Source organism: Achromobacter colocynthidis, assembly GCF_057334535.1.
On the sequence record NZ_JBHFIZ010000002.1, the window covers coordinates 105,898 to 129,579 of the forward strand.

The 23,682-nt window shown below is 63.3% G+C and carries 21 protein-coding genes; 12 read left to right on the plus strand and 9 right to left on the minus strand.

Going from position 1 to position 23,682, the window contains the following annotated elements:
* Positions 1 to 80 precede the first annotated feature (80 nt).
* On the plus strand, positions 81 to 845 hold the full coding sequence (locus ACE04A_RS00835; protein ID WP_448717769.1) for an SDR family oxidoreductase: 765 nt from the start codon (positions 81 to 83) through the stop codon (positions 843 to 845).
* A 15-nt stretch (positions 846 to 860) separates the two neighbouring features.
* On the opposite strand, the gene ACE04A_RS00840 is transcribed toward ACE04A_RS00835, so the two are convergent.
* The 6 genes from ACE04A_RS00840 to ACE04A_RS00865 all read right to left on the minus strand — a co-directional run bounded on the left by ACE04A_RS00840 (position 861) and on the right by ACE04A_RS00865 (position 7,264).
* Positions 861 to 1,505 (minus strand): histidine phosphatase family protein, encoded by a 645-nt coding sequence (locus ACE04A_RS00840; RefSeq protein ID WP_100854946.1) that lies wholly within the window; start codon positions 1,503 to 1,505, stop codon positions 861 to 863.
* Positions 1,506 to 1,581: 76 nt separating this feature from the next.
* A complete protein-coding gene (locus ACE04A_RS00845; RefSeq protein ID WP_485819789.1) occupies positions 1,582 to 2,490 on the minus strand; it encodes a LysR family transcriptional regulator in 909 nt (302 codons plus the stop codon).
* Between the two features lie 10 nt (positions 2,491 to 2,500).
* Positions 2,501 to 3,586 carry an ABC transporter ATP-binding protein gene (locus ACE04A_RS00850; protein WP_259249354.1) on the minus strand — a complete coding sequence of 362 codons (1,086 nt, stop codon included), beginning with the start codon at positions 3,584 to 3,586 and terminating at the stop codon, positions 2,501 to 2,503.
* Positions 3,583 to 5,295: an ABC transporter permease gene (locus ACE04A_RS00855; RefSeq protein WP_448717771.1), complete on the minus strand. Its 1,713-nt coding sequence runs from the start codon at positions 5,293 to 5,295 to the stop codon at positions 3,583 to 3,585. The genes ACE04A_RS00850 and ACE04A_RS00855 overlap by 4 nt, the downstream gene beginning before the upstream one ends.
* An 87-nt stretch (positions 5,296 to 5,382) precedes the next feature.
* A complete protein-coding gene (locus ACE04A_RS00860; protein ID WP_448717772.1) occupies positions 5,383 to 6,708 on the minus strand; it encodes an ABC transporter substrate-binding protein in 1,326 nt (441 codons plus the stop codon).
* Between the two features lie 133 nt (positions 6,709 to 6,841).
* Complete coding sequence (locus ACE04A_RS00865) at positions 6,842 to 7,264, minus strand: FlxA-like family protein (RefSeq protein ID WP_259249351.1); 423 nt, start codon at positions 7,262 to 7,264, stop codon at positions 6,842 to 6,844.
* Between the two features lie 156 nt (positions 7,265 to 7,420).
* On the opposite strand from ACE04A_RS00865, the gene ACE04A_RS00870 reads away from it, so the two are divergent.
* Positions 7,421 to 8,743 carry a solute carrier family 23 protein gene (locus ACE04A_RS00870; protein WP_050449038.1) on the plus strand — a complete coding sequence of 441 codons (1,323 nt, stop codon included), beginning with the start codon at positions 7,421 to 7,423 and terminating at the stop codon, positions 8,741 to 8,743.
* Positions 8,744 to 8,887: 144 nt separating this feature from the next.
* On the opposite strand, the gene ACE04A_RS00875 is transcribed toward ACE04A_RS00870, so the two are convergent.
* Positions 8,888 to 9,130, minus strand: a complete 243-nt coding sequence (locus ACE04A_RS00875) for a hypothetical protein (RefSeq protein WP_259249350.1) — start codon at positions 9,128 to 9,130, stop codon at positions 8,888 to 8,890.
* Here ACE04A_RS00875 and greA point away from each other — a divergent pair.
* A complete protein-coding gene (gene greA / locus ACE04A_RS00880; RefSeq protein ID WP_006221068.1) occupies positions 9,129 to 9,605 on the plus strand; it encodes a transcription elongation factor GreA in 477 nt (158 codons plus the stop codon). The two genes, ACE04A_RS00875 and greA, sit on opposite strands and share 2 nt — an antisense overlap.
* A gap of 130 nt (positions 9,606 to 9,735) precedes the next feature.
* Here the strand turns inward: greA and ACE04A_RS00885 are convergent, their stop codons facing one another.
* Positions 9,736 to 10,338, minus strand: coding sequence for a YhbY family RNA-binding protein (locus ACE04A_RS00885; RefSeq protein WP_100854952.1), 603 nt, complete (start codon positions 10,336 to 10,338; stop codon positions 9,736 to 9,738).
* An 18-nt stretch (positions 10,339 to 10,356) separates the two neighbouring features.
* On the opposite strand from ACE04A_RS00885, the gene ACE04A_RS00890 reads away from it, so the two are divergent.
* The 5 genes from ACE04A_RS00890 (at position 10,357) to ACE04A_RS00910 (ending at position 16,326) form a co-directional block, all read left to right on the plus strand.
* On the plus strand, positions 10,357 to 10,989 hold the full coding sequence (locus tag ACE04A_RS00890) for an RlmE family RNA methyltransferase (RefSeq protein ID WP_448717773.1): 633 nt from the start codon (positions 10,357 to 10,359) through the stop codon (positions 10,987 to 10,989).
* 215 nt (positions 10,990 to 11,204) lie between these two features.
* Positions 11,205 to 13,097 carry an ATP-dependent zinc metalloprotease FtsH gene (ftsH, locus tag ACE04A_RS00895; protein WP_100854954.1) on the plus strand — a complete coding sequence of 631 codons (1,893 nt, stop codon included), beginning with the start codon at positions 11,205 to 11,207 and terminating at the stop codon, positions 13,095 to 13,097.
* Positions 13,098 to 13,115: 18 nt separating this feature from the next.
* Positions 13,116 to 13,961 carry a dihydropteroate synthase gene (gene folP, locus ACE04A_RS00900; RefSeq protein ID WP_448717774.1) on the plus strand — a complete coding sequence of 282 codons (846 nt, stop codon included), beginning with the start codon at positions 13,116 to 13,118 and terminating at the stop codon, positions 13,959 to 13,961.
* Positions 13,958 to 15,301, plus strand: a complete 1,344-nt coding sequence (gene glmM / locus ACE04A_RS00905) for a phosphoglucosamine mutase (RefSeq protein WP_448717775.1) — start codon at positions 13,958 to 13,960, stop codon at positions 15,299 to 15,301. Before folP ends, glmM begins: the two co-directional genes overlap by 4 nt.
* Before the next feature lie 218 nt (positions 15,302 to 15,519).
* Positions 15,520 to 16,326 carry a GNAT family N-acetyltransferase gene (locus ACE04A_RS00910; RefSeq protein ID WP_259249347.1) on the plus strand — a complete coding sequence of 269 codons (807 nt, stop codon included), beginning with the start codon at positions 15,520 to 15,522 and terminating at the stop codon, positions 16,324 to 16,326.
* Positions 16,327 to 16,559: 233 nt separating this feature from the next.
* On the opposite strand, the gene ppx is transcribed toward ACE04A_RS00910, so the two are convergent.
* Positions 16,560 to 18,047: an exopolyphosphatase gene (gene ppx / locus ACE04A_RS00915; protein ID WP_485819790.1), complete on the minus strand. Its 1,488-nt coding sequence runs from the start codon at positions 18,045 to 18,047 to the stop codon at positions 16,560 to 16,562.
* Positions 18,048 to 18,267: 220 nt separating this feature from the next.
* Here ppx and ppk1 point away from each other — a divergent pair, with 220 nt between their 5' ends.
* From ppk1 to pstA, 4 genes are all read left to right on the plus strand, one after another.
* Positions 18,268 to 20,343 (plus strand): polyphosphate kinase 1, encoded by a 2,076-nt coding sequence (ppk1, locus tag ACE04A_RS00920; RefSeq protein ID WP_259249345.1) that lies wholly within the window; start codon positions 18,268 to 18,270, stop codon positions 20,341 to 20,343.
* Between the two features lie 221 nt (positions 20,344 to 20,564).
* Positions 20,565 to 21,605, plus strand: a complete 1,041-nt coding sequence (gene pstS / locus ACE04A_RS00925) for a phosphate ABC transporter substrate-binding protein PstS (RefSeq protein WP_100854959.1) — start codon at positions 20,565 to 20,567, stop codon at positions 21,603 to 21,605.
* Positions 21,606 to 21,762: 157 nt separating this feature from the next.
* Positions 21,763 to 22,779: a phosphate ABC transporter permease subunit PstC gene (gene pstC, locus ACE04A_RS00930; RefSeq protein WP_100854960.1), complete on the plus strand. Its 1,017-nt coding sequence runs from the start codon at positions 21,763 to 21,765 to the stop codon at positions 22,777 to 22,779.
* Positions 22,780 to 22,805: 26 nt separating this feature from the next.
* Positions 22,806 to 23,663, plus strand: a complete 858-nt coding sequence (gene pstA, locus ACE04A_RS00935; RefSeq protein ID WP_100854961.1) for a phosphate ABC transporter permease PstA — start codon at positions 22,806 to 22,808, stop codon at positions 23,661 to 23,663.
* Positions 23,664 to 23,682 lie beyond the last annotated feature (19 nt).

The following is a 23,682-nucleotide window of genomic DNA, read 5'->3' on the forward strand; positions in this document are numbered from 1 at the left end:
TTGAGGTAGGATGCCGGGGCGGCCCTTGAACAGGGCCGCCCTTTTTCTTTTCTATCTTCCTATCCGCTTACGACGATCCCATGAACAGAGTCTTCATCACCGGCGCCAGCAGTGGCCTGGGTCGCGCCCTGGCGCAGCAGTACGCCGCATCGGGCGCCACGCTGGGTCTCTTGGGCCGGCGCGAAGACGCGCTACGCGAATTGGCCGACAGCCTGCCGGGCGAGCATCGTTGCTACGCGGTGGACGTGCGCGACCGCGCCGCGCTGCATGCGGCGGCGGCCGATTTCATTGCGTTTTGCCAGGGCAGGGTGGATGTCGTCATCGCCAGCGCCGGCATCAGCGCGGGCACCTTGACCGAGCACGGCGAGGACTACGACGTCTTCAAGGCCATCGTGGACACCAACTTGCTGGCCACCGTGGCCACCTTCGAGCCCTTCGTAGGCGCCATGCGCGCCGCCGGATCGGGCCGCCTGGTGGGCATTGCCAGCGTGGCGGGCGTGCGCGGACTGCCGGGCGCGGGCGCCTACAGCGCCTCTAAATCGGCGGTGGTGACCTATTGCGAAAGCCTGCGTCTGGAATTGGCGGCTGACGGTATCCGGGTGGTGACAATTGCCCCGGGCTACATCAAGACCGCCATGACCGCGAAGAACCCGTATTCCATGCCCTTTTTGATGGAAGCGGACGCCTTTGCACAACGCGCGCATGCGGCGATTGCACGCGGCACGTCGTATACGGTGATTCCGTGGCAGATGGGCGTGGTGGCCAAGCTGATGCGCCTGCTGCCCAACGCGCTGTACGACAAGCTGGCGCGCAACGCGCCACGCAAGCCGCGCAAAGTGGGGTGATGCGTGTTGCGTGCGTTACGGCACCACGTCGTCGCCGACCTCATCGGCCACGTGGCCCACGTCGCCCCAATCCAGCACTTCCCATTTACGCCCCTCTACGCCGACGCGATTGATGCTGACGTTCAGCAGCGCGGCATCGCGCGCGCCGTTTAGCGGCACGCCCGAGGCATGGCGCCAGATGATGTCCAGCACGCCGCCGTGCGTGAACATCAGGATGCGCTCGCCGTCGTGGCGGCTGGCGATGTCGTCCACGGTGGAAATGACGCGCGACTGGAACTGGCCCAGCGTTTCGCCGCCATCCAGCGGCCGCAGGGGGTCGCGGCTTTTCCAGGCGGCGGCGGCTTCGGGCGCCTGCACGTCGATGTGTTCGTGGTCCAGCCCTTCCAGCACGCCGAAGCCGCGCTCGCGGATGCCGGGCTCTACCCGCACGCGCAAACCCAGTTGTTCGGATACCGGCACCGCCGTGGCGTGGGCGCGTTGCAGGTCGCTGCTGTAGATGGCGTGGATGGGCGTTTCGCGGGCCTCGTCGCGCAGGCGCGCGGCAAGCAGGCTGGCCTGGTTGACGCCGAATTCGTTCAGGGGGATGTCTTTCCAGCCTTGCAGGCGGCGCTGGCGGTTCCAGTCGGTTTCGCCATGGCGGATGAACCAGATTTCAGTCATTACGGTCGTAGTGGGGAATAAGGCAGGGAGTGGGGCAAAGCGTGGTGATCAACGCTTGTTAATCAACGCTTGGTCATCAAAGCTGGGCCGGCGCGATCACCGCGCGCGGCTTCCAAATGGCATGAATGATCGAGCTTAACGCGACGAGCGCGGGCTCGCTAGCGCGCTCATAAGGCAGGATGAAGCCTAGCATGGCGTCGGCGCGGGCTTGGCCCCACACGATGAAATCATTGGAGGCGGCGCCCGCCAGCGCGGTCTCTTCGCGCAACAGCGCGCAGCCCGCGCCGGCGCGTACCAGCGCCTCCAGGTTGGCCTGGTCATCGTTTTGCATGACGATGCGCGGTGTCAGGCCATGGCGTTCGAACATGTCGCGCAGCAGCAGATGCGTATGGCTGCCCGACGGCCCGTCCAGCCACGGCAACTGGGCCACTTCGCGCCAGCCGCCGCGCTTGAGCGCCGTGGCGTGGTCTTTCGGCAAGGCAATGCGATAGCGCACGCTGCGCAACGGCAGCCACAGCACCCCGCGCGGCGGGTTGGCGGCGATGGTCAGCGCGGCCGGCAGCCGGCCGGTGCTGACCTGTTCGGCCAGCGTGGCGGTGGGCAGGGTCTGGGTCTTCAATTCCACCAGAGGCAGGCGCTGCGTCACGGCCGAGGCCAGCTCACCCAGGCGCAGGAAGTCCGGCTTTTCGCTGGGCACGCCCAGTTCCACGACCCCATGCAGGCTGCCCTGCAACTGCTGTGCTTCTGACTTGAACTGCGCGCCCAGCACCAGCAGCGATTCCGCCGTGGGCAGCAGCACCTCGCCCGCCTTGGCCAGCGCCAGCCGTCCGCCGCTGCGGTCGAACAAAGCCACGCCCAGGCTTTGTTCCAGCGCCTTGATCTGCGCGGTCACGGCGGGCTGGGTCAAGGACAGCGCTTCGGCCGCCTTGGTCAGGTTGCCCAGCCGGGCAACCGTGACGAAGGCGCGGATCTGATAGATTTCCATGGCGGCAAGTTTAGGCCGCCAACAGCCGTACCTGGGTGGGCTCCAGTCCAATGGAAACCGGCGCGCCGGCAGGAAAGGGCGACAGCCCCGCCAGATGTGACTGGTCGGCCGTCAGGCGCTGCTCACCGATCAACACCTGATAGCGCGTGAATTCGCCCAGGAACTCGCTGCTTTCCACAATGCCCGGCAGCCACACATAGCGCGCATCGCCCAGGCCATCCGCCATTTCAATCTGTACGGTGTGCGGCCGGAAGCTGGCCGCCAGGCGGCTTGCGGCGGGCGCTTCGGCCGTCAGCGGCAGATGCAGGTCACCCACGCCCGGCACCGCCAGCACGACGCTGCCGCTGGTGCGTTCGCGCACATCGCCTTCCAGCACGTTCATCGTGCCCACGAAGTTGGCCACGAAGCGGTTCACCGGATAGTCGAACAGCGTGCTGGGCGCGCCAATCTGCTGCACCACCCCATGGTCCAGCACCGCCATGCGGTCAGCCGTGGTCATGGCTTCTTCCTGGTCGTGCGTGACGAAAATGGTGGTGATGCCCAGCCGGCGTTGCAGGCTGAGCAGGTCTTGGCGCATCTGCACGCGCAGCTTCTTGTCCAGGTTTGATAGCGGTTCATCCAGCAGCAGCACCTGCGGTTCGATGACGATGGTTCGGGCCAGCGCCACGCGCTGCTGCTGCCCGCCCGACAACTGATTGGGCCGGCGCTTGCCAAACTGCGACAGTCCCACCAGTTCGAGCGCGGCTTCGACCTTGGCGCGGATCTCGGCGCGGGGCAGCTTGCGTTCGACCAGGCCGAACGCCACGTTGTCCCAGACCGACATGTGCGGCCACAACGCATAGTTCTGGAACACCATGCCGATGTTGCGGTTCCAGGGCGGCGTGCCGCTGATGTCCTTGCCATCCACCAGCAACTGGCCCGCGCTGTGCCGGTTGAAACCGGCAATCAGCCGCAACAGCGTCGATTTGCCCGAACCGGACGGCCCCAGCAACGCGAAGAACTCCCCCGGCTCGACGTGGATGTTCACATCCTTCAGCACTTCGGTCGTGCCATACGACAGTCGGATGTTGCGGCACTCTACGCTGACTTTCTTCATGCGGATTCCCCTTCAGTGCGTGCCGGACGCTGGCGCGACTGCGCGCGCTCCACCAGCAGGTGCGATACATACGTGCCGATGGCCACCGCGGCCACCGCCAGCACGCCCAGCGCGGCCCCCGGCCCCCGGCCCGCCGCGCTTTGCATATACAGATAGATGCCGTAGCTCATGGGCGCCTGGCTGTCCTTGGTGACCAGCATGATGGTGGCCGAAAGCTCGACCGCCGCCGTCACGAAGCTGGTCACGAAGCCCGCCAGCATGCCGCCCGCCATCAACGGCACCACTACGCGGCGGATCGTGCTCATGCGCGTCGCGCCCAGTGATTGCGCGGCTTCCTCCAGCGACACATTGATCTGCTGCAAGGACGCCACGCAAGATCGCAGCGCGTACGGCAAGCGCCTGACCGAATACGCAATCATGATGATGATCCACGACGAGGTCAGCAGCGTGCCGGTTCCGGGAAGCTCGATCCCGCGGAACGTGCGCAAGAAGCCGATGGCCAGCACGATGCCGGGTATCGCCAGGGCGGCGGAGGCCATGAAATCCAGCCACTGGCGCGCCGGCAGCCGGGTGCGCAGCATCAGGTAGGCGATGGCGGTGCCAATGATCACATCCACGCCCGCCGCCAGCCCGCAATAAAGCAGCGTGTTGGCGATCATGCCCTGCGACTCGGAAAACACCGCCGAATAATGCGCCAGCGTGTAGCCGTCGGGCAGCGGCGCATAGCTCCAGACGCTGGCTAGCGACAGCAGCAGCACGCCCATGTGCGGCGACAGCACCAACATCAGCACCAGGATGATCCAGCCGTAGGCCAGCACGCTTTCCATCGGCCCCAGCTTGCGCTTCTGGATCGAATTGCCGCCCTTTTGCAGCGTGGAGTAATCACGCCCCTTGAGCACGCGCGCCGACAGCCACAACGCCAGGATCGAAAACGCAATCATGATCACGCTGATCACATAGCCCAGCGGGTCTTCCAGGCCCACCTGCGTAATGCGCAGGTACGCTTGCGGCGCCAGCATGTTGGTGGTGCCCAGCACCAGCGGCGTGCCCAGGTCGTCGAACACCTTGACGAACACCAGCGACGCGCCCGCCACATAGCCGGGCAGGGCCAAGGGAAAGATCACACGGCGGAACAGGCGGAACCCGCGCGAACCCAGGTTGAACGCGGCTTCCTCCATGGCGCCGTCTATGTTGCGCAGCGCCACCACCAGGTTCATCAGGATGAAGGGGAAGTAGTGCAGGGCTTCAACGAAGATGACGCCGTTCAAGCCTTCCATGAACGGAATCGTGACGCCGAACCAGTCGTTCAGCAGCAGGTTGACGCTGCCCGATCGTCCGAAGATCAGCTGCATCGCCACCGCGCCCACGAAGGGCGGCATGATCAGCGGCAGCACGCCCAGCGTCTGGATGATCAGCGCGCCCCGGAAATCGAAGCGCACCGTGAAGTACGCCAGCGGCACGGCGATCAGGGACGCCAGCAGTGCAGACCAGCCCGCCACGTACAGGCTGTTGAAGAACGCTTCCTGCATCAATGGCTGGTTGAAGAACGCGCCGAAGTGGCCCATCGTGAAGCTGCCGTCGGCGTTTACGAAAGCGCTGTAGAACACCGTGCCCACGGGCACGGCAAGAAAAAGCAGCAGAAAGCCGAACACCAGCAGCGCCGTCAATACGGGGCCGGCGGGCAGGCGTGAGTGGCCCGAAGAAGTCATCGAGATTCCCGAATGTGTTGCCAGGGGATTGCCCGCGCGGCGGGGGCATGTTGTCGTGCCCACCGCACGCGCCTTGCGACGTGTGGCTTAGAGTGACGCAGCCTCTCTGGCCAGCTTCACGGCTTCTTCGTAGTTCGCCCGAGCGCGGCCGTTCCACTCGCCTTCCAACTGGGTGATCTGCTGGTTCACCGAGGCGTCTTTCTTGTTGCCCGCGAAGACCGCCAGGAACGCCGGGTCGGCGGCCTTCTTGCCATCGATAAGCGGCGCCCACGCCAGCTTGCGCGCCTGCCCCAGCAGCTCGGCGGCGCGCCCGCTCTTGGCTTTGTCGCCCAGCTTGGCCTCGGCGTCATAGATCGCCTTGGTGGCGGCTTGCAATTCCTTCAGGCGGAACGTGATGGTCTGGTCGTACAGCGATTGCACGACGTAATAGCGGCTTTGCGACAGGTCGGCGTTGAACTGCACCTTGCTGCGCTTGGCGATGTCGGCGGGGTCCGGGTAGCCGGGCGGAATCTTGCCGGCCAAGGCCGAGTACGGCAGCACGGGCAGGCGCGAGATCTTGGGTTGCAGCAGCAGTTCCTGGCCCGCCTGGCTAAGCGTGAAGGCAATGAACTTCTTGCCTTCCTCGCTGTTCTTCGCGCCATCGATCAGCGCGATGTTGGCCGGCACGATGGCCGTCTCGGAGGGGTAGACGAATTCCACCGGGAACTTGGAATACTTGCTGGACAGGCCAAAGAAGTCGATGACCGGGCCGGCGCCGAACTGGCCGTTGTTCACGCCGTCGGGCACGCCGAAGGACCGTTCCGTAATGGCGCTGCTGTTGCCCGACATGCGCAGCAGCGTGTTCCAGCCATCATCCCAGCCTTCGCCTTGCAAAATGGTTTCGACCGTCAGGTGCATCGTGCCCGACCGCGAGGGCGAGGTGATGCCGACATGCCCAAACCACTTGGGCGACAGCAAATCCTTCCATTCCACCGGCGCGGCAAGCTTGTGCGCGGCAATGTAGCGCGTGTTGTAGACGATGCCGTATCCCGCCAACGCCTGGCCCAGGTACATGCCGGACGGGTCATTGATGGGATAGTTGCCGATCTTGTCCGGCACGTCCTTGTTGGCCACGTCGGAAGACTTGGCCAGCAGTTTGTCGCGGCCCAGCACTTCGAAGGCGTCGGGCGCGCTGGCCCAGAACACCTCGGGGCGTTGGCCCGCGGGGGTTTCGCGCACGTACGCAATGCCGGACACGGTGTTCTTGTTCAGGATTTCCAGCGTGATGCCGGGGTTGGCCTTTTCGAACGCGGTCTTGTAGGCCTGAGTCAGATCTTTCGGGAACGACGTGATCACCGTGACGGTGCCGGCCAGGGCAGGGGCCGAGCAAACGGCCAGCAGGGCTCCTGCAAGGGCTGTGCGCATTGCATGCATGGTTTGTCTCCGTAGTTTTAATTTGTCTGGAGACAGTAATGTCCGGTCTGCTATGCGTCCAATCAGAAATTTTGATGCGCCTCATCAGCGCGGGCGCCCTGGTGGCGGCGCCCGGCCGGCGGGGCTGTGGCGCTTATGCCGTGGCGGACACGCCGCTGGCCATGGCCGCCTTGGCCTGCTGAATCAATACCTGCTGGATCTGGCCTTGAATCTGCATGGCCTGGGCGTTCAGCGACTGCAACTGCTGCGCTTTCATCTCGTCCGACATGCCGCTGGCCTGCACCTTGGCAATCTGGTCCATGATGCGCTTGAGCTGCTTTTGCAGCATTTTGATCTGGCGGGTGAACTCGTCGTCGTTGTCGGTCTCTTCGCTAGCCGTGGCGCCGCCAATGCCCGCCGCCCCGGGGTTGTTGACCCGGATCTTGCCGTCGGGCGTAACGGTCGTCGCCTCCGCACCGGCGGATTCCTTCGCTTCTTTGTTGGCCTGAATCTTCTGGGCCCACAGCTCGGCCAAGCTGCCGATTCGGGATGTGCCGCCGATGGAATTGATAGCCATGATGTCTCCTGCTGCCGGGTGGTACTTCGGGGTCCCCTTGGATTTCCGGGGTTTCCCTAAGTACGGCATCGCGCGAGCCATACTTAAACGTTGCCGCCCCTTCGCAGCCCCCTTTACACTGGCGCCCGCTCATCCAACCCCTTATTTGGGATATTTATGTCGAATTCGTACTTTCCGCGTTGGCGCCTGGCGGACGATGCCGAACCCGGCGTCATCATCGCGCCTGATGAAAGGCTGTCCTGGCCAAAGAATGTGGCGATGGGCGCGCAGCACGTGGTGGCCATGTTCGGCTCGACGGTGCTGGCGCCGCTGCTGATGGGGTTCGATCCCAACGTGGCGATCCTCATGTCCGGCATCGGCACGCTGATCTTCTTCCTGTTCGTCGGCGGTCGCGTGCCCAGCTACCTGGGATCCAGCTTCGCCTTCATCGGCGGCGTGATCGCGGTGACCGGGTATGCGGGGGGCGGGGCAAACGCCAATATTGGCGTGGCGCTGGGCGCCATCATCGCCTGCGGCCTGGCCTATACCTTGATCGGCGTGATCGTCTGGATCGCCAACGCCCGTTCGGGTAGCGGCGCCAATTGGATCGATGCGCTGATGCCGCCCGTCGTCACGGGCGCCGTGGTGGCGGTGATCGGCCTGAACCTGGCGCCCATCGCGGCCAAGGGCGCCATGGGCGCGTCAGGCTTCGACACGTTCATGGCGTTGGTCACCATCGTCTGCGTCGGCGGCATCGCCGTCTACACGAAAGGCATGGTCCAACGCTTGCTGATCCTGGTCGGCCTGATCCTCGCCTGCGTGGTCTACGCGGTGCTGGCCAATGGCATGGGCCTGGGCAAGCCCATCGATTTTTCGGGCGTGGCCACCGCCGCCTGGATCGGCCTGCCGCATTTCGCGGCACCCGTCTTCAAGGCCGAGGCCATGGGCTTGATCGTGCCGGTCGCCATCATCCTGGTCGCGGAAAACCTGGGCCACGTGAAGGCGGTCAGCGCCATGACGGGCCGGGACCTGGACCGCTACCTGGGTCGCGCCTTCGTCGGCGACGGCGTGGCGACCATGGTGTCGGGCGCGGTCGGTGGCACGGGCGTCACCACCTACGCCGAGAACATCGGCGTGATGGCGGTGACACGCATCTATTCCACGCTGGTCTTCGTGGTGGCTGCGCTGATCGCCATCGTGCTGGGCTTTTCGCCCAAGTTCGGCGCGCTGATCCAGACGATTCCCGGCCCGGTTCTGGGCGGCATGTCGGTCGTGGTGTTTGGTTTGATCGCGATTGCGGGTGCGCGCATCTGGGTGGTGAACCAGGTCGACTTCAGCGATAACCGCAACCTGATCGTGGCCGCGGTCACGTTGGTGATGGGGGCGGGCGACTTCACCATCAAGATCGGCGACTTCATGCTGGGCGGCATCGGCACCGCTACATTCGGGGCCATCATCTTGTACGCCTTGTTGCGTCGCAGGAAGCCTGTTTCGGCATGAATCGGGCCGTTTTGGCCTCCGCCACTGGTCAAAATGACAAAATACTATTGAAAAGTATCTTTTCAGCAACGCGGGGCGGGTGTCCCTTGCCGGGGGCCGCCGCCGTATCTGGAAATTGTTGAGGAAATAGCCGGTTTTCGCGGGTTACAGCAGCGAAAACCGTGCAAAAGCACGTTTTCCGCGGTGGCTTGCAATTCCGAGGGACTTTGCCCACAATATGACTTTGATTGCCCCGGTTCCGACCCGAGCCGGGGTTTTGTTTTGGTCGACCGCGCCGCTTGCCTCGCTTTGATTCTTGTTCCGATGGCAGGTGCGCGCCCCGGTAACGACCTTCACCGAGAACGCTCCCTTCGGGGCGTTTTCTACTTTTTGTTTGGGAAACGACATGTCTGCCATTCCTTTGACCGTGCGCGGGGCCGAGCGCTTGCAAGAAGAGCTCCAGCGGCTGAAAACCGTGGAACGCCCTGCCGTTATCAATGCCATCGCCGAAGCGCGAGCGCAGGGTGATCTGTCGGAAAACGCCGAATATGACGCTGCTCGCGAGCGCCAAGGCTTTATCGAAGGCCGGATTGCCGAACTTGAAGGCACGCTTTCCAATGCCCACCTGATCGACCCCACCTCTTTGGACGCCGAGGGCCGTGCCGTGTTCGGCGCAACCGTCGACATCGAAGACCTGGATTCCGGTGACCGCGTCACGTACCAGATCGTGGGCGACGTCGAGGCCGACATCAAGGCCAACCTGATTTCCGTGTCCAGTCCGGTGGCGCGCGCGCTGATCGGCAAGAGCGAAGGCGATGTGGTCGAGGTCAAGGCCCCGGCCGGCGTTCGCGAATACGAAGTTCTGGGCGTGCGTTACATCTAACGCGCTCGCCTTAGCGGTAAACTGTCAAAACGCCATAGCTCGAAGCCTGATTCAGGCTGAGTGTCCGCGGAAACCGCGCGGATCGCTATGGTGGACCGGGCGCGTCAGGCGCCCGTTTTTGTGCCCGGCCTTAGCTTTTCGACGTCTTGCGGCTGGTGCCGCTGCGTGCACCGGCGCGCAGGCTGAGCGCGCTGCCGGCGCGGCGCGGAATACCGTGGCCGCTGGCGGTAGCCCGCTTGTTGCTGGGGCGCATCGGTTTGCCGTTCTTGTTCAGTTGGTCTTGCGGCACGAAACGCGCCTTGGCCGGCTTAGGCTCTTCGGACTCGCTGCGGCGCGGACGCTTGGACAGGGTCTTGCCTTCGGCGGCCAGCTTCTTCGGCGTGTACGGCTCGGAAGCGCGGCGCTTGGCGGGAGCCTCGGGCTCCATCGCTGCCAGGGCGGCGGGCTTGATGTTGCCGGCCAGCGGGCGGAAAAGAATCAGGGTCTTGCCCAGATGGTGCACCGGGGCGCAAGACAGAGTGTCGCAAATGGTCGACAACATGGTCTCGCGGGCCTCGCGGTCATCGCCGCCGGCGCGCACCTTGATGAGGCCGTGGGAAGCCAGTGCCAGGTCAATTTCCTTGAGCACGGCTTCGGTCAGGCCATTGTCGCCAATCAGGACGACGGGGCGCAGAGGGTGAGCGGCGGAGCGAAGGTCGCTGCGCTCACGAGAGGTAAGTTCTAATATAGGCATGCGTGGAATTGTACGGTAATGGCCAAGAATAAATTCTCTAAAGACTGGATTCACCAGCACATCAACGATCCCTATGTGAAGCTGGCGCAACAGAAGGGCTATCGCGCCCGCGCCGCCTTCAAGCTGATCGAGATCCTGGACACCGAAAAGCTGATGCGCCGGGGCGACCTGGTCATCGATCTAGGCTCGGCGCCCGGCAGTTGGTCCCAAGTGGCGCGCGAGCGCCTGGCCGGCCCGGGCGGCATCGTGGACGGACGTATTATCGCGCTGGATCTGCTCCCGATGGAGCCGGTGGCCGGGGTGGAATTCATCCAGGGCGACTTTCGCGACGATGACGTTCTGAAACAATTGGAAGACATGGTCGGATCTCGCACCGTGGACCTTGTAATCTCGGATATGGCCCCCAACTTGTCAGGCGTGGGTAGCGCCGACTCCGCTCGTATTCAGCATGTGTGCGAGCTGGCGATGGAGTTTTCCCGCGCCCACCTCAAGCCCAACGGGGCGCTGATCGTCAAGGCCTTCCACGGCAGCGGATTTTCGCAGATCGTGCAGTCCTTCAAACAGCACTTCAAGCGGGTGGTCGAGCGCAAGCCGAAGGCCTCGCGGGATAAATCCTCTGAAACCTTTCTGGTGGCGCGCGATCTGAAATAACCCGGGCCGGGGCATGTTGCCCCGAACCCCTGAAAGCTGACCTGCTTGCCGAGACAACGACCACCATAACGACAAACCAGACGTAACTACACGGACCCCAGGGATCCCAGGACGCAGTTGGGTCCAACAGGGTAGAATGGGCTATTGACATACTTGTGACCGTGCCATACGCGGGTGCGCGGTTGCTGGTCGGAATCAAAAGCAGGAGATCGACCTTGAATAATTCATTTTCGAAAGTCGCTGTTTGGATGGTGATAGCCCTGGTGCTGTTCACCGTCTTCAAACAGTTCGACGGACGCGCTCAGACCCAGGACGGCGTGAGCTACACGCAGTTCATGGACGACGCCAAGGCGGGACGTATCCGCAAGGTCGACGTTCAGGGCGATGTGCTGTACGTCACCCCGGACGCGGGCCGCGCCTATACGCTGACTTCGCCGGGCGACCTCTGGATGGTTTCCGATCTGCTGAAGTATGGCGTCCAGGTTTCGGGCAAGCCGCGCGAAGAGCAGTCGCTGTTGATGAGCATCTTCGTGTCGTGGTTCCCCATGCTGCTGTTGATCGGCGTGTGGGTATTCTTCATGCGACAGATGCAGGGCGGCGGGAAGGGCGGCGCATTCAGCTTCGGCAAATCGCGCGCTCGCATGCTCGACGAAAACACCAACCAAATCACCTTTGCCGACGTCGCTGGCTGCGATGAAGCGAAGGAAGACGTCCAGGAACTGGTCGATTTCCTGCGCGACCCCAGCAAGTTCCAAAAGCTTGGCGGCCGCATTCCGCGCGGCGTGCTGATGGTGGGCTCGCCCGGTACCGGCAAGACGCTGCTGGCCAAGGCCATCGCCGGTGAAGCCAAGGTGCCGTTTTTCAGCATCTCGGGTTCGGACTTCGTTGAAATGTTCGTCGGCGTGGGCGCGGCCCGTGTCCGCGACATGTTCGAAAACGCCAAGAAGCACGCGCCTTGCATCATCTTCATCGATGAAATTGATGCCGTGGGCCGTCAGCGTGGCGCCGGCCTGGGTGGCGGTAACGACGAACGCGAACAGACCCTGAACCAGATGCTGGTTGAAATGGACGGCTTCGAATCCGGCCAGGGCGTCATCGTGATCGCCGCAACCAACCGTCCCGACGTGCTGGACCCGGCGCTGCTGCGACCTGGTCGTTTCGACCGTCAGGTCGTGGTGCCGCTGCCCGATATCCGTGGCCGCGAGCAGATCCTGAAAGTCCATATGCGCAAGGTTCCGCTGTCGCCTAACGTCGACGCGACCATCCTGGCGCGCGGCTGCCCCGGTTTTTCGGGCGCCGACCTGGCCAACCTGGTCAACGAAGCCGCCTTGTTCGCCGCGCGCCGCAATGGCCGCACGGTGGATATGTCCGACTTCGAAAAGGCCAAGGACAAGATCATCATGGGCGCCGAGCGCCGCTCGATCGTCATGCCCGAAGAGGAACGCAAGAACACCGCGTACCACGAATCCGGCCACGCCATCGTTGCCCGCATGCTGCCCAAGACCGACCCGGTCCACAAGGTCACCATCATCCCGCGCGGCCGTGCGCTGGGCGTGACGATGCAGTTGCCCGAGACCGACCGCTACAGCATGGACAAGGGCCGTCTGCTGTCGACCATCGCCGTGCTGTTTGGTGGCCGTATCGCCGAAGAATTGTTCATGGACCAGATGACCACGGGCGCCTCGAACGACTTCGAACGCGCCACCGCCATCGCCCGCGACATCGTCACCCGCTACGGCATGACGGACGAACTGGGCCCCATGGTCTACGCCGAGAACGAAGGCGAAGTCTTCCTGGGCCGCAGCGTCACCAAGACGACGCACATGTCCGAAGCCACCATGCAGAAGGTGGACACCGAGATCCGCCGCATCATCGACGAGCAATACCAAGTCGCGCGCAAGATCCTGGAAAACAACCGCGACAAGGTCGAAGTGATGACGTCCGCGCTGCTCGAATGGGAAACCATCGACGCCGACCAGATCAACGACATCATCGAGGGCCGTCCTCCGCGTCCCCCGAAAACGCCGCAAGGCCCGTCGGATTCCACCGACACGCCGCCCCCCAGCACAGGTCTGGCGGCTGACGGCAGCACGGCTGCAGCAGTCTGAGGTTTTTTGTCCTGAGTTATGGCAAATAACTTCCTTTGTGGGCGCTTCGAGTTTGATCTCGAGCGCCCGCTTGTCATGGGTATCGTCAATGTCACGCCGGATTCGTTTTCCGACGGCGGCCAGCACGACGATACGGATTCCGCGGTGGCGCACGCGCGCCAGTTGATCGAAGAGGGCGCGCAGATCCTGGATCTGGGCGGTGAGTCCACACGCCCTGGAGCCGATCCGGTTTCCGTGGCCGATGAGCTTGACCGCCTGTTGCCCGTGATCGAGGCGTTGCGCGATTGCGGCGTGCCGTTATCCATCGACACCTTCAAGCCGGAAGTCATGCGCGCCACGCTGGACGCGGGCGCCGACATGATCAACGACATCTATGGCTTTCGCCAGCCCGGCGCCGTCGAGGCGGTGGCGCAATCGCGCTGCGGGCTGTGCGTAATGCACATGAAAGGCGAGCCTCGTACCATGCAGGCCTTGCCCCCCGAGTACACCGACCTGATCGGTGAAATTGGACTCTTCCTGGGATCTCGCGCGCAGAAGCTGCGCGCGGCCTGGGTTGACCCTCGCCGCATCGTGCTGGACCCGGGGTTCGGGTTCGGCAAGACGGCGGACCAAAACTTCCAATTGCTGCGCCGCTTGTCCAGCTTGCGCAGCACCGGTTATCCATTGCTGATCGGCCTGTCGCGCAAGAACATGATCGGGCAGGCCACTGGCCGACCGGTCGGCGACCGGCTGCCCGGCAGCATCGCCGCAGCGCTTGCCTGCGTGTCCCGGGGCGCCTCCATCGTGCGTGTGCACGATGTTGCCGCCACCGTGGATGCCCTTAAGGTATGGCATGCGGCTGAACAAGGAGCTATCAGTTCATGAGTCAACGCAAGTATTTCGGCACCGATGGGGTGCGTGGTGAAGTCGGCGGTCCGGTGATCAACGCCGAATTCGCGCTGCGCCTAGGTTATGCCGCCGGCCGGGTGCTGGCGCGCGAACACGCCGTGCGCGGTGGCAGCCGCCCGCAGGTCGTCATTGGCAAGGACACGCGCATTTCGGGCTACATGCTGGAATCCGCCCTGGAAGCCGGCTTGTCCGCCGCCGGTATCGACGTGCTGCTGGCCGGCCCCATCCCGACGCCGGCCGTGGCCTATCTGACCCGGGCGTTGCGTTTGGTGGCGGGCATCGTCATCAGCGCCTCGCACAATCCGTATCAGGACAACGGCATCAAGTTCTTCTCGGCGCAGGGCATGAAGCTGCCCGACGACATCGAAGCCGCGATCGAAGCCGCGCTGGACGAGCCGCTGGGTTGCGTCAGTTCCGAAGGCTTGGGCCGCGCCCGCCGCATGTCGGACTCGCAAGGCCGCTATATCGAGTTCTGCAAGAGCACCTTCCCCAACGATCTGGACCTGAACGGGATGAAGATCGTTGTGGACGCCGCGCACGGCGCCGCCTACAACATCGCCCCGCACGTATTCCGCGAGCTGGGCGCCGAGGTGCATGCCATCGGCGTGCATCCGGACGGCTTCAATATCAACAAGGGCGTGGGCGCGTTGCACCCCGAATCACTGGCCAAGGAAGTGCAGGCCCGTGGTGCGCACCTGGGCATCGCCCTGGACGGCGACGCCGACCGCCTGCAGGTTGTGGACGGCGAAGGCCGCATCTATAACGGCGACGAGTTGCTGTACGCCATCGTGCGCGAGCGCATGCAGCGCGGCAAGGTTGACGGCGTGGTCGGTACGCTGATGACCAATTTCGGCTTCGAGCGCGAGATGAAGCGCCTGGGCGTAGGCTTCGAGCGCGCCAACGTGGGCGACCGCTACGTGCTGGAGCAAATGCAGGCGCGCGGCTGGCAGTACGGCGGTGAAAGCTCCGGCCATCTGCTGTGCCTGGATTGCCATTCCACGGGCGATGGCATCATCGCCGCCTTGCAGGTGCTGACCGCCCTGCGCCGCAGCGGCGAGACGATGGCGCAATGGGTGCGCGATCTGCGCATGTATCCGCAGAAGATGATCAACGTGCCGTTGACGCCCGGCCAGGACTGGAAGACTCACGCCGGTCTGACTGCCGCGCGCGAAGCTGTCGAAGCGGAACTGAACGGCCGCGGCCGCATCCTGATCCGCGCTTCGGGTACTGAACCCAAGCTGCGCTTGATGGTCGAAGCGGAAGATGAATCGCTTGCTGTTTCCTGCGCAGAGAAGCTTGCCGCCAGCTTGGCTTAAGCCCGGCCTCCTGACTGTGTACCCGAAAGCCACGCACCGCTTAGCGGTGGGTGGCTTTTGTGCATTTTTAGTAAGTATTGCTTTGTAAAGTTTTGTCGAGATTTGCCCTAAATCGACCTATCTCCTCCGAACTAAACTTCATAGTCACGTAACATATCGGTCAAGTCTTTGACATACAGGGCGTCCAAACTGACTGGACTCTCTAGGAGCTTCGCGCAATGCTTGAATTAGCACGCACCACCCCAAGCCGTAATCCCGCAGAACCCTGGAAGGGCAACGCTCCAAAAGTGTTGGCGGTGGGCCTGGCGCGCACGGCTGAAGAAATCGAGCAGATCCAGCGTCTGCGCTACGACGTCTTCACCGAGGACATGGGCGCGGTGTTTCCCGACGCGCTTGACGGCATTGAGCAGGACCGCTTCGACCCCTTTTGCGAACACCTGATGGTGCGCGAAATGGATACAGGTCGCGTCGTTGGCACGTATCGAATCTTGACTCCTGAAAAGGCGCGAGAAGCGGGCGGCTATTACGCGCAATCAGAGTTTGATCTTTCCGGGCTGGGCCCCATTCGCGACCAGCTGGTTGAAGTGGGCCGGTCGTGCACCCATTCCGACTACCGCAACGGCGGGGTGATCATGCTGTTGTGGTCGGGCCTGACGGAATACCTGCGGCGCGGCGGCTACGAATACGTGTTGGGCTGCGCCAGTGTCAGCCTGCGGGACGATGGCGTTACCGCCGCCGAAGTCTGGCGCACCATCATGCCGAAGCTGCCACAGGCCGGCGAGCCCAGTGTTACCCCGCTGCACCGCTACCCGGTGGAAAAGTTGAACAGCACCTTGCCGGCCCGCGTTCCGCCACTGATCAAGGGCTACCTGAAGCTGGGGGCCAGGGTCTGTGGCGAACCCGCCTGGGATCCGGATTTCAATGCCGCCGACTTCCCGGTGTTGCTGAAGATGGAGCGGATGGACGAACGCTACCGCCGCCACTTCGGCCTGGACCAACCGACGGCCGTCAACGGCCAGCGCTGATCATCATGCGCCGCTTGCTCCGCCGTATGAAAATCAGGCTGATACGGCGGGCCACGCGGCCTATCCGTCTTGAGCTCAGGCAGTTGCACCGGCAGACAGATCTGTCTCCAGATTAAGCACATAAGAACGTAAAAGCCGGTGAGGGCGTTGCCGCCATCACCCGCTTTTTTTCGTCTGTGCCGTCTGCGCCACGCGCGCCGTCGGCGCCTTGCGTAGGCGCGACGACGCCGAAATCAGAACTCCAGCAGTTCGAACGAAAAGCCCACCTTGTTCCATTCCGCTTCTTCGGCGCGCAGCGTGAAGTCGCTCAAGGGGTGCTGGGTCAGCCAGTCGCGGTTGACGCGCACGACGATGGAGCTTTCGCGTACCGACGCGGTCAGCGGCAAGGGTTCGATTTCGCCACGGCGGCGGAACAGCAGCACGGCCAGGCGCAGGCTCAGGATGGCTTTCCATTGCGCCCGGGTGCGGATCAGCGGTTCCAGCTTGGTCAGCTTGCCCTGGTGGCCCAGCGCCAACAGCGCCAGCAGTTGCTGGTCGGCCCGCGAGAAGCCCGGCATGTCGGCGTTTTCCAGCACGTAGGCGGTGTGCTTGTGATACGCATTGTGCGCAATCGACACGCCCACTTCGTGCAGGTCCGCCGCCCAGCCCAGCGCCGGGCGCAGTTCTGCGCGTTCCTGGCCTTCGGGGAACATCGCGTCAAACAGCGTCAGCGCGGCATGGCGCACGCGGCGCGCCTGATTCACGTCCACGTGGTAGCGCTTCATGAACTGGCGCACGGATTCGTCGCGCTTGTCGTGTTCGTCGTCGCGGCCCAGCAGGTCATACAGCACGCCAAGGCGCAGCGCGCCGTCGCCGGTGTGCATGACGTCGATGCCCAATTCGTCGAACAGGGCGCTCATGATGGCCAGCCCGCCGGGCAGCACATCGGAACGCTCGATCTTGATGCCGGGCAGCTCGGACGGGATGACGCGGCCCGAGCGCACGATGCGGTCTTTCAGCTTGGCCAGACCGGCGCGCGTAATGCCGCGGTCGGAAAAGCGGCTTTCGGTCAGGATGGCGAACAGCGCCTTGGCGGTGCCGGAGGAGCCATAGGCTTCCTTCCAGCCCATCTTGCGGTACTGCTTGGCGATGACTTCAATTTCACGCCGTGCCGCCAATTCAGCCTGCTTCATCTGGTGCGCGTCCACCACGCCGTCAGAGAAGAACTGACGGCTGTAGCTGACGCAACCCATGTACAACGACGACATCAGGCCCGGCTCGTGCCCCTTGCCGATGATGACTTCGGTGGACCCGCCACCGATGTCGATGACCAGGCGCTTGTTGGGCGACGGGGGCAGCGTGTGAACCACGCCCGAAAAGATCAAGCGGGCTTCTTCGCGGCCCGCGATGACTTCAATGGGAAAGCCCAGCGCCGCTTCGGCGCGGGGCAGGAAGTCGCGCGTGTTGCGCGCCACCCGGAAGGTATTGGTGGCGACCGCGCGCACCCGGTTGGGGTGGAAGCTGCGCAGGCGGGCGCCAAAACGCTCAAGCACGGCGATGGCGCGTTCGATCGCGTCGTCGCCCAGGCGTTTCTCGGCGTCCAGTCCGGCGGCAAGCCGAACGGTTTCCTTGAGACGATCGATCTGGTAGATCTGGGGCGTACCGTCTTGTTGAACGATGCGTCCGATAGAGAGGCGGAAGCTGTTGGACCCGAGGTCCACCGCGGCCAGAAGTTGATCCATGCGGCTCGTAATATAGGCTTTGAGGTGGCCTGATTATAGAGACCCCATGTGACAGTGCCCTTGGATACGGGTTTTCGCTTATGGATCATGGGCTTGGCGAAATCAAGGCATGCGCTATACGTCCCGCTTTTGACGTACGCTACGGTTTTGTCGTTATGTCATAGAACCGTCACTTTTTTGCAGTAAAACTCCACGCTCCTCCCAACGTATGGAATCCGGTATGCCCACACGCCCGCCTGGCGAGCCTTTGCTCATGAATCGTGAATTGTCGCTGCTCAAATTCAACGAGCGCGTGCTGGCGATGGCGGAAAATCCGACGACACCGCTGCTGGAGCGGCTGCGTTACGTGTGTATCGTCAGTTCCAATCTGGATGAGTTCTTCGAAATCCGGATTTCCAGCCTGAAAGAGCAGCAGCTTCAGTCGCCCAACCTGGTGGGCCCCGACGGGATGACGCCGGATCAGGCCTTTGAAAACGTCCAGCATGCCGTGCACGCCCTGGTGGCGCGGCAATACAACCTGCTTAACGACGACATCCTGCCCGCCATGCAGGCAGAGGGCATCACCCTGCATCACGCGTCCGAATGGAACGCCGAGCAGCAGGAGTGGGCGCGCCAGGTGTTCAACCGCGATGTGATGCCGCTGCTGACCCCCATCGGGCTGGACCCGGCGCATCCGTTTCCCCGCGTCTACAACAAGAGCCTGAACTTCATTGTGTCGCTGTCGGGCGCCGACGCCTTCGGCCGGCAGGCCTCGATTGCCGTGGTGCAGGCGCCGCGCGCCCTGCCGCGCCTGATCAAGATGCCGCCCGAGCTGTCCGGCCACCCGGAAGGCTTCATTCTGCTGACGTCCTTGCTGCGTGCCTTTGTGGGCGAACTGTTCCCCGGACTGGAAATGCTGGGCTGCTACCAGTGGCGCGTCACGCGCAACAGCGACCTGTTCGTGGACGAGGAAGAAGTCACCAACCTGCGCCACGCCTTGCAAGGCGAGTTGTCGCAACGTAATTTCGGCGCCGCGGTGCGTCTGGAAATCGACAAGCTCACCCCCGTCGAACTCGAAACTTTCCTGCAGCGCGAATTCTCGCTGAAGGCCGAAGACACCTACCGCGTGCCAGGCCCCGTGAACCTGTCGCGCCTGATGCAGTTGTGCAATTCCGACCTGCGGCCCGATCTGCTGTTTCCGGAATACCGCGCGCCCGTGCCCGCGCCGTTCGACAAGGTGGGCGACAAGCCGCAAGACCTGTTCGAGGCCGTGGCCGCGCAGGACCGCCTGCTGCACCACCCCTACCAGTCGTTCCAGCCCGTTATTGATTTCCTGACCGCCGCGGCGCTGGACCCCGACGTCATGGCCATCAAGCAGACCATCTACCGCACGGGCGAAGATTCCGAGCTGATGAAAATCCTGCTGGCCGCCGCGCGGGCCGGCAAGGAAGTGACGGTGGTGGTGGAGTTGATGGCGCGCTTCGACGAGCAGACCAACATCAACTGGGCGTCCAAGCTGGAAGAGGTGGGCGCGCACGTCGTGTATGGCGTCGTGGCCCACAAGACGCACGCCAAGATGGCCGTGGTGCTGCGCCGCGAAAAAGGGCGTTTGCGCCGTTATGCGCACCTGGGCACCGGCAACTATCACCCCCGCACCGCGCGCCTGTACACCGACTTTGGCCTGCTGACCGCCGACCCGAAGCTGTGCGAGGACATGGACAAGGTGTTCGCGCAGTTGACCGGGCTGGGCGCGCGCCGCTCGCTCAAGGCGCTGATGCAGTCGCCGTTCACCATGCATGACGGCATGGTGGCGCTGATCCGTGCCGAGGCGCGGGCGGCCAAGGCGGGCAAGCGCGCGCGCATCATGGCCAAGATGAATTCGCTGCTGGAAGAGCAGGTGATCGAAGAGCTCTACAAGGCCAGCCAGGCCGGGGTCAAGATCGACCTGATCGTGCGCGGGGTGTGTGCGTTGCGCGCCGGCGTGTCCGGGCTATCCGAAAACATCCGCGTGCGGTCCATCGTGGGCCGCTTCCTGGAGCACTCGCGGGTGTTCTATTTCTATGCGGACGGCGAGGAAACGGTCTATCTGTCTTCGGCCGACTGGATGGACCGGAACTTCTTCCGTCGGGTGGAAATAGCGTTCCCGATCTACGACAAGACCCTGAAAAAGCGGGTGATCGACGAAGCGTTTACCTACGCGCTGCGCGACAACCAACTGGCGTGGCAGCAGAAGCCGGATGGCGACTATGCCCGGGTGAAGAGCCGCCGCGAACCCTTCAATTTGCACCAATACCTGATGCAGAAACTGGGCGTATAAGCCGACCGTTTGCTTGTTGGGGTGCGTCCCCAAAATACTGTGGCCGCCTTGGTTCGCCGGGCGGCCACAGGTTTTTCCGGGGTTGGAGACAGGGCAACATGAACCGTATGTGACTGTCACTATCCTGTCACGTTGGGCCCCTAAGATGCGAAGGTCGCTGAAAGACAGGCAGCAAAGAAAAGCCTGATACGACTTCTCCAACAAGCACTGAAGGAACCCAGATGTTCAAACGTGTCTTCAAACAAGTTTCCGTGGGCGTCGCGCTGAGCGCCGCTGTATTTGCCGTGCAAGCCGCCAATGTGACCGGCGCCGGCGCATCGTTCCCGTACCCGGTCTACGCCAAGTGGGCGTCGGACTACAAGGCAGCCACCAACAACGCGATCAACTACCAGTCCATCGGTTCGGGCGGCGGCCAGCAACAGATCATCGCCAAGACCGTCGATTTCGGCGCTTCGGACGATCCCATGAAGGCGGCTGACCTGGAAAAGAACGGTCTGCTGCAGTTCCCCGCCGTGATCGGCGGCACCGTCGCGGTCGTGAACGTCGACGGCATTGAGCCGGGCAAGCTGAAGCTGTCGGGCACCGTGCTGGCCGACATCTTCCTGGGCAAGATCAAGAAGTGGGACGACAGCGCCATCAAGGCACTGAACCCCGACCTGAAGCTGCCTTCGGCCGACATCATCGTTGTTCACCGTTCGGATGGCTCGGGCACGACCTTCGGCTGGACCAACTACCTGTCCAAGGTCTCGGCTGACTGGAAGTCGCAAGTCGGTGAAGGCAAGGCCGTCAAGTGGCCCACCGGCCAAGGCGGTAAGGGCAACGAAGGCGTTGCCGCCTACGTGGGCCAGTTGAAGAACTCGATCGGCTATGTGGAATACGCCTACGCCAAGCAGAACAAGCTGGCCTGGACGCAACTGCAGAACAAGGACGGCAAGTTCGTCCAGCCCGAGCAGAAGGCATTCGCCGCCGCGGCCGCCAACGCCGACTGGAAGAGCGCACCGGGCATGGGCGTGGTCCTGACCAACGAACCGGGCGCCGATTCGTGGCCCGTTACGGCAGCCACCTTCATCCTGATCCACAAGTCGCAAGCCAAGCCGGCGCAAGGCAAGGCCGTGCTGGACTTCTTTGACTGGGCGTTCAAGAACGGCGCCAAGTCGGCCGAGGCCCTGGACTACGTGCCGCTGCCGGAAGCCGTGACCAAGGAAATCCGCGCCGCCTGGGGCGAAGTCAAAGCCGCCGACGGCACCCCCGTCTGGAAGTAGGATGGGTGTAGCGCGAGAGGGCCGCAACAAGAAAGCTGCCCTACGCCGCGCATAACCCATCAAGCAGCCGCCCCTGAATTCTGCCCGTCAGAATGAAGGGGCGGCCTGCAGCAAGACCTCCCGTTTTTTTCCCAGGTTACCTAAGGAAAGTCCATCCATGAGCGCGGTAATGGATAATAGTGTGCCGCTTTCGCCCAGCGTGGCGGACTCCGTGACTACCGGCACGCCTTCGCCTATGAAGCAAAATAAAAACGCGCTGATGGATGCGCTATTCAAGAATCTGACCCGCCTGTTCGCCTTCCTGGTGTTCATTTTGCTGGCGGCCATTCTTGTATCCCTGATCTACGGCAGCCGCGAATCGCTGGCCAAGTATGGCCTGTCGTTCCTGTGGCTGAACGACTGGGATCCCGTCAACCAGAACTACGGCGCCGTGGTGCCCATCATCGGCACGCTGCTGACCTCGGCCATCGCCTTGATCATCGCCGTGCCGGTTTCGTTCGGCATCGCCATCTTCCTGACCGAACTGTCGCCGACCTGGCTGCGTCGTCCCTTGGGCACGGCCGTGGAAATGCTGGCGGCGATTCCGTCCATCATCTACGGCATGTGGGGCTTGTTCGTCTTCGTGCCCGTGTTCCAGCAGTATGTGCAGCCGTTCCTGATCGCCACCCTGGGCAACGTGCCCATCATCGGCGGCCTGTTCGCGGGGCCGCCGTTTGGCATCGGTATCTTCACCGCCGGCCTGATCCTGTCGATCATGATCATCCCGTTCATCGCCGCCGTGATGCGCGACGTGTTCGAGCTGGTGCCGGCCATGTTGAAGGAATCGGCCTACGGCTTGGGCAGCACAACCTGGGAAGTCATGTGGCGCGTGGTGCTGCCCTTCACCAAGTCGGGCGTCATCGGCGGCATCATGCTGGGCCTGGGCCGGGCATTGGGCGAGACGATGGCCGTCACGTTCGTGATCGGCAACGCCTTCAAGTGGTCGGGGTCGCTGTTTTCACCGGGCAACTCGATCGCCTCGGCGCTGGCCAACGAATTCAATGAAGCGGGCGGCATTCAGAAGTCGGCGTTGCTGGAGCTGGGCTTGATCCTGTTCCTGATCACGACGATCGTGCTGGCCCTGGCCAAAGTGCTGCTGGTTCGCCTGTCCGTCGGCGAAGGCAAGAAATCCTGACGCGCCGCGAGCACAAGGAAAAGATCATGGCTGTATCCGTACTCAATATGCAGAATGGCATTTACCGCCGGCGCCGCGTGGTCAACCGCATCATGCTGGCGGTGTCCCTGACCACGCTGGTGTTCGGGCTGTTCTGGCTGTTCTGGATCATTCTGACCCTGCTGACCCGCGGCGCCCCCGCGCTGTCCTACACGCTGTTCACCGAGATCACCCCGCCGCCCGGCCAAACGGGTGGCCTGATCAACGCTATTTTCGGCAGCGTGGTGATGGCCGGCGTGGGCACGCTGATCGGTACGCCGGTCGGCATCCTGGCGGGCACCTACCTGGCTGAATACGGCCATCGCGGCTGGCTCGCGCCCGCCACGCGGTTTTTGAATGACGTGCTGCTGTCGGCGCCGTCCATCATCATCGGCCTGTTCATCTATGCCGTGTATGTGGCGCAGGTGGGGCATTACTCGGGTTGGGCCGGCGCGCTGGCGTTGTCCATCCTGGTGATTCCGGTGGTGGTGCGCACCACCGACAACATGCTGATGTTGGTGCCCAACAGCCTGCGCGAAGCCGCAGCCGCGCTGGGTTGTCCCAAGTGGCGCATGATCACGCTGGTGTGCTATCGCGCCGCCAAGACCGGCATCATCACCGGCGTGCTGCTGGCCATTGCCCGGATCTCGGGCGAGACCGCGCCGCTGCTGTTCACGGCGCTATCCAACCAGTTCATGTCGTTCAACATGAACGCGCCGATGGCCAACCTGCCGGTCGTGATCTACCAATACGCCGCCAGCCCCTTCAAGGACTGGAACGACCTGGCCTGGGCCGGGGCCACGCTGATTACGCTGCTGGTGCTGGGCATCAACATCCTTGCCCGCAACATGTTCCGCAACAAGTAAAGATCGCTTTGCCGGGGGC